9 protein-coding genes are annotated in these 9,838 nt (G+C 72.5%); 5 read left to right on the top strand and 4 right to left on the bottom strand.

The window, feature by feature from the left end; genetic code table 11:
- Positions 1-387, bottom strand: a 387-nt coding sequence (rmuC, locus tag VIB11_RS14295) for a DNA recombination protein RmuC (protein ID WP_332031911.1), incomplete at its 3' end; no start/stop codon positions are given.
- 50 nt (positions 388-437) lie between these two features.
- On the opposite strand from rmuC, the gene VIB11_RS14290 reads away from it, so the two are divergent.
- The 5 genes from VIB11_RS14290 (at position 438) to ychF (ending at position 6,792) form a co-directional block, all read left to right on the top strand.
- Positions 438-1,457, top strand: coding sequence for an NUDIX hydrolase (locus VIB11_RS14290; RefSeq protein ID WP_332031909.1), 1,020 nt, complete (start codon positions 438-440; stop codon positions 1,455-1,457).
- Between the two features lie 148 nt (positions 1,458-1,605).
- On the top strand, positions 1,606-2,316 hold the full coding sequence (locus VIB11_RS14285) for a peptidoglycan-binding protein (protein ID WP_332031905.1): 711 nt from the start codon (positions 1,606-1,608) through the stop codon (positions 2,314-2,316).
- 6 nt (positions 2,317-2,322) lie between these two features.
- On the top strand, positions 2,323-4,755 hold the full coding sequence (locus VIB11_RS14280; protein WP_332031903.1) for a hypothetical protein: 2,433 nt from the start codon (positions 2,323-2,325) through the stop codon (positions 4,753-4,755).
- A 60-nt stretch (positions 4,756-4,815) separates the two neighbouring features.
- A complete protein-coding gene (locus VIB11_RS14275; RefSeq protein WP_332031902.1) occupies positions 4,816-5,694 on the top strand; it encodes a thioesterase family protein in 879 nt (292 codons plus the stop codon).
- Positions 5,695-5,706: 12 nt separating this feature from the next.
- Positions 5,707-6,792 (top strand): redox-regulated ATPase YchF, encoded by a 1,086-nt coding sequence (gene ychF / locus VIB11_RS14270; RefSeq protein ID WP_332031901.1) that lies wholly within the window; start codon positions 5,707-5,709, stop codon positions 6,790-6,792.
- A 20-nt stretch (positions 6,793-6,812) separates the two neighbouring features.
- Here ychF and VIB11_RS14265 read toward each other — a convergent pair whose 3' ends face one another.
- From VIB11_RS14265 to VIB11_RS14255, 3 genes are read right to left on the bottom strand one after another with little or no spacing between them, the layout of a single operon-like run.
- Positions 6,813-7,922: a site-specific integrase gene (locus VIB11_RS14265; protein WP_332031900.1), complete on the bottom strand. Its 1,110-nt coding sequence runs from the start codon at positions 7,920-7,922 to the stop codon at positions 6,813-6,815.
- Between the two features lies 1 nt (position 7,923).
- Positions 7,924-8,151 carry a helix-turn-helix domain-containing protein gene (locus tag VIB11_RS14260; RefSeq protein WP_414695844.1) on the bottom strand — a complete coding sequence of 76 codons (228 nt, stop codon included), beginning with the start codon at positions 8,149-8,151 and terminating at the stop codon, positions 7,924-7,926.
- Positions 8,120-9,676 carry a replication initiator gene (locus VIB11_RS14255; RefSeq protein ID WP_332031899.1) on the bottom strand — a complete coding sequence of 519 codons (1,557 nt, stop codon included), beginning with the start codon at positions 9,674-9,676 and terminating at the stop codon, positions 8,120-8,122. Before VIB11_RS14255 ends, VIB11_RS14260 begins: the two co-directional genes overlap by 32 nt.
- Positions 9,677-9,838: the final 162 nt, after the last annotated feature.

Here is a 9,838-nt window from a genome sequence, read left to right as displayed (position 1 = left end):
GCGCAGCTGCACCTCACCCCACGCACCCCGCACCGTCGAGGCGTTGAGCGAGCCGGCCAGGCTCTGGGTCTGGCGGTCGAGGGACGCGGTCGAGGCGTGCACCTGGGCGATGGTGCGCTCGAGGGCCGCGAACTGGTGGGTGCGATCGCGCTCCAGGGTGCCGACCTGCTGCTCCACCCGCCCGAGTGCGTCGCGCAGCGGTGCCAGCGCGGCGGCGGTCTGGGCGTCGTCGGAGAGCGCGGCCTCGAGGTCGACGACCCGCTCGCGCAGCAGGTCGCGCTCGGCCGCGACGCCTGCCGCCCGCACTGCGCCGATCTGGCGGACGACGAGGGCTGCGACGGCACCGCCGATGAGGAGGCCCACGAGGAGGGCGATGACGAGATCCATGGCGCAGACCTTGCCAGCCACCTCCGACAGGGCACCGTAGGCTGGCTGGCATGCCCGCCCCGCAGCCCATCCTGCGCGACGGCGACCTCGTGCTCCGGCCCTGGCAGCCCAGCGATGTCGATCAGACCCGCCACCTCCACGACGAGGAGATGGCGCGGTGGTTCGGCTTTCCGGCCGGAGCGCCGAGCGCCGAGCGGCACGGCGCCTGGGTCGAGCAGACCCATCGCGAATGGGCCGACGGCCCGGCCAAGGCGACCTTCCTGTGCGAGTGGGGCGGCCAGCCGGTGGGGTCGGTGGACGTGCGCGTCGCCGACGAGGGGGTGGGGGTGCTCTCCTGGGCCACCTATGCGCCGTTCCGCCGGAAGGGCCTCGCGGTCCGCGCCGTCCGGCTCCTGGTGCAGTTCGCCTTCGGCGAGCTCGGGCTCCAGCGTGTCGAGGCGCACGTCAACCCGCTCAACCGGGCGTCGGTGCGCACCGGGCTGCGCGCGGGACTGCGGCGCGAGGGGCTGCTGCGCGGCAACACCTCGCTGTCGGGCGAGCGGCACGACACCCTCGTGCTCGGCCGGGTCCGCGACGACCCGGAGCCGGACACGCGCGAGGGGTTCATCGGCATCCTCAACTCGACGCTGCCGATGAAGCGGTCGATCGCCCAGGGCGTCCTGCGCAACGCCCGCGGGGAGGTTCTGCTCTGCGAGCTGACCTACAAGGCTGAGTGGGACCTCCCGGGTGGGGTCGTGGACCCCTCGGAGTCCCCGGCAGCCTGCGTCGTGCGCGAGGTCCGCGAGGAGCTCGGTCTCGACGTCACGCCGCGGGGCCTGCTCGCCGTGAACTGGCTGCCGCCGTGGCGCGGGTGGACCGACGCCACCGTCTTCGTCTTCGATCTGGGGGAGGCCCCCGACGACCTCCCCGCCGAAGCGGCACTGGAGCCGCGAGAGGTCCAGGCCCTGCACTGGTGTGGCGAGGAGGAGCTGGAGGAGCGCGTGGCGCCCTACAACCAGCGGCTGCTGGCCTTCCTCGCCGCCCACACCGGCCCCACGGCATACCTCGAGGACGGCCTCCCGGCGCTGTGAGCCGGGCGTAACCCCGCCGGGGGAACTGTCGTTCTTGTGGTGGGGCCCCCGGAACGGCCCTACGCTGCGTCAAGCCGATGCGAGCCGGGGAACCCTCATCGGCCCATTTCACCGACGCGCGGGGGACCGCGCCGGAAGGAGCACGCCCATGAGCGACGCCGAACTCAAGCCGCTGTCCGACGAGGAGCTTGCCGCAGAGGGGGGCACGGCACTTCCCGACAAGGAGGTCATCAGCCTTCTCGACCTCAACGCGGACCTCGACCTCGCGCTGGACGCCGCCGCGCCCATCGACCTGGCAGTCGCCGCCAACGCCAACGTCGCCGCACCGATCGACGCCGCCGTCGGCGCGAACGTGCTGTCCGCAGGCTCGGAGGCGCAGGCCATGGCCGACCAGGGGGTCATCATCGACCAGGGCATCACCGGCGAGGCCGTCGCCGAGGGCACCCAGGACAGCACGATCGACCAGGCCGAGGAGGCCGCCGGGACCGGCGCGGACGCCGGGACCGGCACGGACGCCGGGGCCGGCACCGGCACGGACGCGGGGACGGGCGTCGAGGCCGGGACGGGCACCCCGCCCGCCGAGGCAGTGGACCCGAGCGACGCCGGCTCGGTCCTCGACGGCGACCTGCTCGACGTCGATGTCGACGTGGCTGCGGACCTCGACCTCGCGGCCCCGATCGCCGGCGCCGTGGCGGCCAACGCCAACGTCGCGGCCCCCATCGACGCGGCCGTAGCGGCCAACGTCGCCTCGCTGGACTCGGAGGCCACCTCCATCGCCCAGCAGGACGCGATGATCACGCAGGACATCGATGCCGACGCCGAGGCGACGACCGACCAGAGCTCCGACATCCAGCAGTAGGCCGGAATGAGTGCACTGCACGAGGCGACGGCCTCGTCGGGGGACGGCGCTGCCCGGGCGCCGTCCCCCGACTCCCGTGTGCCCCAGCGGGCCTCGGGCCTCCAGCTGATCGGCGAGGTGCCGGGCTCGGGCTATCGCGAGCCCCCGGCGCTGGTCCGTCGCTCCGACGGGCAGACCATCCAGCTGACCCCGCTGCTCTACCAGGTGCTGCACGCGGTCGACGGGCGGCGGGACCACGAGGCGATCGCGGCGGCGGTGGGCCCCGAGGTCGGCCGCGCCGTCACGGCGGTGAACGTGCAGACCCTGTGTGACCGGCTCCGCGAGCTGGGGGCGCTGCGGCTGGCGGACGGTTCCGAGCCCGAGCTGCGCCGGTCCAACCCGCTGCTGGCTCTGCGTTTCCGCTATGTCGTGTCCGACCCCACGGTGACCAACCGGGTGACGGCGCCCTTCGCCCGGCTCTTCGCTCCCGTCGTCGTGGCGCTCGTGTGCCTCGCCTTCGTCGCGGTCTGCGCCTGGGTGCTCGTGGAGAAGGGCCTCGCGTCCGCCACCCACCAGGCCTTCGACCAGCCGGGCCTGCTGCTCGCGGTCTTCCTGCTGACGGTGTTCTCGGCCGGCTTCCACGAGTTCGGCCACGCCGCCGCGGCCCGCTACGGCGGCGCCCAGCCCGGGGCCATGGGCACCGGCCTCTACCTCGTCTGGCCCGCCTTCTACACCGACGTGACGGACAGCTACCGGCTCGGGCGCGCCGGCCGCGTGCGCACCGACCTCGGTGGGCTCTACTTCAACGCCATCGTGGCGGTCGCGATGTTCGGCGTCTGGTGGGTGAGCCAGTGGGACGCGATCCTGCTGATCATCGCCACCCAGGTCCTGCAGATGCTGCGGCAGCTGGCGCCGCTGGTGCGCTTCGACGGCTACCACGTCCTCGCCGACCTCACCGGCGTGCCGGACCTCTACCACCGGATCCGTCCCACGCTCCTCGCCCTGCTGCCGGGCCGGTGGAACAGCCCCGAGGCCACCGTGCTCAAGCCCTGGGCCCGCGCCGTCGTCACGGCCTGGGTCGTGGTCGTGGTACCGGTCCTGCTCGGGACCCTCGTGATGATGGTGCTGGCCCTGCCGCGCCTGGTCGGTACGGCCGTCGCCAGCCTCCAGGAGCAGGCCGCGATGCTCGGCGAGGCGTTCGCCGACGGCGACGTCGCCGCGCTCCTGGTCCGGGTGCTCTCCATCGTCGCCATCGCCCTGCCCGTGCTCGGTGTCCTCTACATCCTGAGCCGCGTCGTCCGCCAGGTCGTCGCCCGCACGTGGCAGAGCACGCAGGGCCGCCCGGGCCGCCGTGCCGTGGCCGGTGTCGTCGCGGTCGCGCTGGTGAGCGGACTGGCGTGGGCCTGGTGGCCGGAACCGGGCGCCTACCGCCCGATCCAGGCCTACGAGCGGGGCGCGCTGCAGGACGCCTTGCCTGCCGGACTGCGCAGTGCGACGCCCGGCGGGCTGTCCGACGGAGGGGTCGGCTCGGCAAGGGCGGTCTGGCCCGAGGGGGCCGAGCTGCCCACCGCAGATGCACCCGCCCTGGCGGTCGTCATGGTCCCGCGCGAACCCGAGTCCCCTGGCTCGACGGCGCCGTCGTCGGGGGAGGGGACCCCGGGAGCCGAGCCCGCACCGACCTGGGTGTTCCCGTTCGACCGGCCGCTGCCCCCGGGCGAGGGCGACAACCAGGCCCTGGCCGTCAACACGACCGACGGCGGCACGCTCTACGACGTCGCCTTCGCGCTCGTCTACGCCGACGAGGACACCGTCCTCAACACCAACGAGGCGTACGCCCTGTCCAGCTGCACCGGCTGCCAGACGGTGGCGGTGGCGTTCCAGGTGGTGCTCGTGCTCGGCGAGGCGAACGTCGTCGTGCCGCAGAACCTCTCCGCGGCGGTGAACTACGCGTGCGTCCAGTGCGTGACCTACGCGCTGGCCACACAGCTCGTCCTCACCGTCAGCGGACCGCTCGGGGCCGACACCACAGCCCGGCTCGACCAGCTGTGGAAGGAGCTCGAGGCCTTCGGCCGATCCATCAAGGACCTCCCGCTCTCGCAGATCCAGGCGCGGCTCACGGAGTTCGAGTCGCAGATCCTGGCCGTCGTCCGCGCCGATCCGGCCTTCGTCCCGGCGGCCAGCGCACCCACGACCACGGCCACGACCACCGCGCCGTCGTCGGGAGGCGAGGCCACCGCGTCGCCCACTGGTACCAGCACGCAGGGCGGACCCCCGCCCCAGCGCTCGGCCACCGCGACGGCGCCGGCCTCCACCCCGACACCGGCCACGCAGGAGCCCGCGCCGGACACGACGCAGTCGCCGGAGGCCACCACCGAGGCTCCACCGGCGACCACGCTGGCCACCGAGTCCGCTGACCCGACGGTGACGTCCACCACCTCATCGGCAACCACCGCGCCCTGAGGTGCCACGGCGGGACAGACTGGCCCGTATGCCGGTACGTCACCAGCCAGAGGAGCGTGCATGAGCGCTGTCAGCGAGTTCGACGAGGCGATTGCCGTCCTGGGGCGGGTCGGTGACCCCGGTGCCTACGACGCGATGATCGGCGAGGGCTGGCGGATCGGGGGCGGGGTCAACGGCGGGCTGCTGCTCGCGCTCGCGGGTCACGCCCTCCGCCTCGAGCTCGCCGAGCCCTCCGACGACGGGACGCCCGGCCACGCCGACCCGATGGCGATCAGCGCCTACTACCTCTCGCCCGGCGTGCCCGGGCCGGCTGTCGTGCGCACGGACGTCGTACGGCGAGGCCGGGCGGTCTCGACGGGCCAGGCGTCGCTGGTGCAGCCCGCGGAGGGCGACGGCGGCGGTCCGGGTCCGGAGGTCGAGCGGATGCGGGTACTCGCGACCTACGGCGATCTCGGCTCGGTGTCCGACGAGGTCACGACCTCGGCCCAGCCGCCGGAGCTCCCGCCCCCGGACCAGTGCGTCGGCACGTCCGACGCCCCGCCGAACTTTCTCAGGCACGCCTCGCTGCTCGACCGCCTGGACCTGCGCCTGGACCCAGCCACGACCGGCTGGGCCGTGGGCAAGCCGTCCGGCAACGGGGTCATCCGCGGGTGGCTGCGGATGGTGGACGGTCGCGAGCCGGACCCGCTGCTGCTGCTCCTCGCGGTCGACGCGCTGCCACCGGTGACCTTCGAGCTGGGACTGCCCGGGTGGACCCCGACACTCGAGCTGACCGCGCACGTGCGGTGCCGACCGGCGCCGGGCTGGCTGCGGATCCAGGTCAGCAACCGGACGCTGTCGGGCGGCTACCTGGAAGAGGACGCCGAGGTGTGGGACAGCGAGGGCCGGCTGGTGGCGCTGTCCCGGCAGCTGGCGAGGGCGACCCCGCAGCGCCGGTAGAATCCTCTCCTTGTGGCTCTCACTATCGGAATCGTCGGTCTCCCCAACGTCGGCAAGTCGACGCTGTTCAACGCCCTGACCAAGAACAACGTGCTCGCCGCGAACTACCCGTTCGCCACCATCGAGCCGAACGTCGGGGTGGTGCCGCTGCCGGACCCGCGGCTGCAGAAGCTGGCCGAGATCTTCGGGTCCGAGCGCGTGCTACCCGCGACGGTCTCCTTCGTCGACATCGCCGGCATCGTGCGCGGCGCCTCGGAGGGGGAGGGCCTGGGCAACAAGTTCCTCGCCAACATCCGTGAGGCCGACGCCATCTGCCAGGTGGTGCGGGCGTTCCACGACGACGACGTGCACCACGTCGAGGGGAAGGTCTCGCCCAAGGACGACATCGAGACCATCCACACCGAGCTGATCCTCGCCGACCTCCAGACCCTCGAGAAGGCGGTGCCCCGCCTCGAGAAGGAGGTCAAGGGCAAGAAGACCGACAAGGCCGTGCTCGACACCGCGCTCGCAGCTCAGAAGGTGCTCGAGGAGGGCACGACCCTGTATGCCGCGGGCGCGGCTTCCGGGGTCGACATGGACCTCGCGAGGGAGCTGGGGCTGCTCACCACCAAGCCGTTCCTGTACGTCTTCAACGTCGACGAGGAGCAGCTGACCGACGAGACGCTCCAGAAGGAGCTGTCGGCCATGGTCGGGACGGCCGACGCCATCTTCCTCAACGCCAAGCTCGAGTCCGAGCTGGCCGAGCTCGACGACGAGGAGGCTCGCGAGCTGCTGGAGTCGGTGGGTGTCTCCGAGCCGGGGCTGAACCAGCTGGCGCACAAGGGTTTCCACACCCTCGGGCTGCAGACCTACCTGACGGCAGGGCCGAAGGAGTCGCGCGCCTGGACCATCCGCAAGGGCTGGACCGCCCCCCAGGCCGCCGGTGTCATCCACACCGACTTCCAGCGCGGCTTCATCAAGGCCGAGATCGTCTCGTTCGACGACCTCGTCGACGCCGGATCCATGGCCGCCGCCAAGGCAGCCGGCAAGGTGCGCATGGAGGGCAAGGAGTACGTCATGGCCGACGGCGACGTCGTGGAGTTCCGCTTCAACGTCTGAAACACGGCCAAAACCGCAGGTCAGCGACCTGCGACCTCCCCGTGGGGCACAGGTGGGGCACAGGCGGCCCAGGCACTGTCTACCGCCCGCCGGGTTCGGTCCTCCGAATCCGGCATCAGGTGGCCGTAGGTGGAGAGCACCAGACCCGCGTTGTGGTGCCCCAGCCGTTCGGCCACGGCAATGACCGACTCGCCCTGGGCCAGCAGCACCGAGGCGTAGTGGTGCCGCAGATCGTGGGACGTGGTCGACTTCGGCAGGCCACTCCTGGCGACCGCCTCGGCGAAGATCCGCGTCCCGTAGTAGTCGTGCCGGTAGGGCGCGCCGAACCGGGTGGTGAACAGGGTGCCGTCCTCACCCGGCGTGAACTCCTCGAGATGGACCGAGAGCGCCTCGGCCACCACCTGGGGGAGTGGCACCGTGCGGGCCGACCGCCGCGTCTTCGGGGCGCTGCGGGTCTTCTGTCCGGGTGCCAGCTGCCACTCGATGCGCACCGAGCGGCGCATGAAGTCGACGTCCTGCACCCGCAGGCTGAGCAGCTCGCCGATCCGCAGCCCCAGACCGGCCTGGGTGATGACCATGGCGCGGTTGCGACGTGGCATCGCCTCCGCGAGGGCCAGCACCTGCTCGACCGACAGTGGAACGACGCGTTCCCGGTGCGTCGGCGGAAGGGAGAGCCGCACGACCGGTGACGAGGCGACCAGTCGGTCGAGGACGGCAGACGCGTACACCGACCGCAGCAGGCTCACGAGGTTCCGCAAGGTCGTCGGCGCCAGCACCTGGGCCCGGTCGGACGCCCATGCCTGCACCTCCGACGGGGTGACGGCTGCGAGACGTCGTGCGCCCAAGCTGGTGCCCGCGATGTGGGTGTCGATCATGCTCTCCACCCGACGCGCTGTCGTCGGCCGATGGATGCGTGCTCCTGCCCAGCGGCGCGCGTACTCCAGGACGGTCGTCGTGTCGAAGGGGTCGACGTACTGCCCCCGCAAGAGGTCCGCCTCGAGCTGCGTGACGAAGCGTTGGGCGTCGATCTTGCGACTGAACGACCGCTTGCGCTGCCTTCCCGTGTCGTCCCGCCAGCGGGCGAGCCAAGTGACTGTGCCACCTCGCTCTCGCTTGTCGATGCTGGCCATGTCACGCCGCCGAGTCCGTGACCCAGGCCCTGACCCGGTCGGGGTCGAAGCGGACGTGGCGACCGACCTTGAAGGCCGGTGGCCCCTCGCCGCGGACCCGCCACTGGTAGAGCGTCCCCACCGGAACGTTCAGGAAGTCCGAGACGTCCTGGAGCGTCCACAGCCGGGCGCAGGTCGGCGGTCTAGACGCACCGGGCTCACCAAACGGCGCTGGTCTTCGTGCTGGCATCACTGTCTCCTCTCAGGCGGATGTTGCGTCGGTGTGCTGCGCGTTCCTGGGCGTACTCGCGGGCACGGGCGGCAGCGGCGACGGCCAGGGCGGTCTCGCCGCCGTTGGCCCAGCCGGACCCGGCGTAGGTCCAGGACCCGATGACGATGGTGGTCTCGTCGTGGTCGTCGGCGAGGAGCTCGGCCTCGAGCTGGCGCAGGTCGATCGGGGTGCCGGTGCGGTTGGCCTCGGCGATCCGGGCCTGGGCGCGCCGCCGGGCGCGGCGGAGCTGGCCGAGGGTGACCGAGTAGCGCCGGGACTTGGTGGCGAAGTGGCCGCGGAAGCCGAGGGTGTGGGCCCACTTGCCGAGCAGCCCGTACGGCGCGTCGCCGTCCTCGTCGAGGGTGACCGCGCGGCCGGCGAGGTGCCGGGCGGTGGCCTCCAGCCTGCGCAGGTGCGCGTTGTCCTTGGCCTCGTTGTCCCCGGTGGACTTGGTGGCGTACTTGGCGAGGTACCCGGCGACCTGCTCCGGGGTCAGGGACCGGTCGGGGTCGTCGGTGCGGCGGCTCGTGCGGACGGCCCGGGTGTCGACCTGGGCCCCGAAGGCCAGCACCCTCGCGGGATCGTCGTCGTGGACCGGTGGGGCGGTGAACCGCACCGCGGTCGCGGCCCGCTCGACGAGGGCGGCCAGGACCGGGGCGGTGACCGCGGCCGGTGCCGGAGCGAACCCGTCCGGGGTCTGCGGTCCGTCGAGGCGGACCAGGGCGTGGAAGTGCACCGCGCCGCGGAGCTGGTACTCGGCGACCTTGGCGTACTGCAGGCCCGCCACCTCACCCAGCCGGCCCGGGGTGGTCCCGAGGTACTGGGTGAGGAGGCGGCGCAGGGTGATGGTGAACCGGCGCCACAGCTCCGGCGCCCACCACTGCCACACCACCTGCGAGGCGTAGTCGTAGCAGTCAGCGCAGATCGGCTGACCCACCATGGGGTCGTCGTCACCGTGCACCGCCATGCACGATGTAGGACGACCGTGGGGGCAGCGGTGGCCGGTGTCGCGCCTTGGCCGGCACCGGCCGCCGTTCGGGCGGGTGCCGTGCACGGGTCCGAAGGAGGGGGCGGTGAGGGTGGCGAACACCAGCGGGTTGTCCGCCACCGTCTCCGGGACCGTCTTGCCTCCGGCGATCCCGGCACGGATCAGCTGGAACGTGTCCGCGGCGTAGAGGCGGGAGCAGGACTCGCACTTGTCCGCGCGGCGGTTGCCGCACCGGGTGAACGTCACCCCCAGCGCCTCGTCCCCCGACCCGTACGAGCGGACCAGCTCACCGGTGCGGGTGTCGAAGGACTGCGAGCGGCCGACCAGCCGGATCGGATTGGCGCAGAACCCCACCCGGGAGAGGACTTCGGACCAGTCGTCGAAGTCCCGCGAGAAGAGGCGGGCCACGAGTTGCCGCTCGGTGGTCTCGTCGACGTCGAGGTCCAGGGGGTGCTCCTCCCCGAACCGCAGCGGGGGCAGCGCGTCCCAGACCTCGTTGCGCGTTGCCAGCGACACGACCGCCACCCCCTTCCCCAGTGGGTGTGCCGTGCGGATCGAGGGGGGCTCAGCCGCACGGCACACCCGGTACTTGGGTGGACCGCCTGGGTGGAAGTGCTCCCCAGCGCCCGGAGCCCCTCGGTCACTGGTCTATGGGGGACTCGTCAGCGGCCGTGATCC

The sequence above is a fragment of the Pedococcus sp. genome (assembly GCF_036554925.1).
Classification (GTDB): domain Bacteria; phylum Actinomycetota; class Actinomycetes; order Actinomycetales; family Dermatophilaceae; genus Pedococcus_A.
This window is presented reverse-complemented; position numbering and strand designations above follow the sequence as displayed.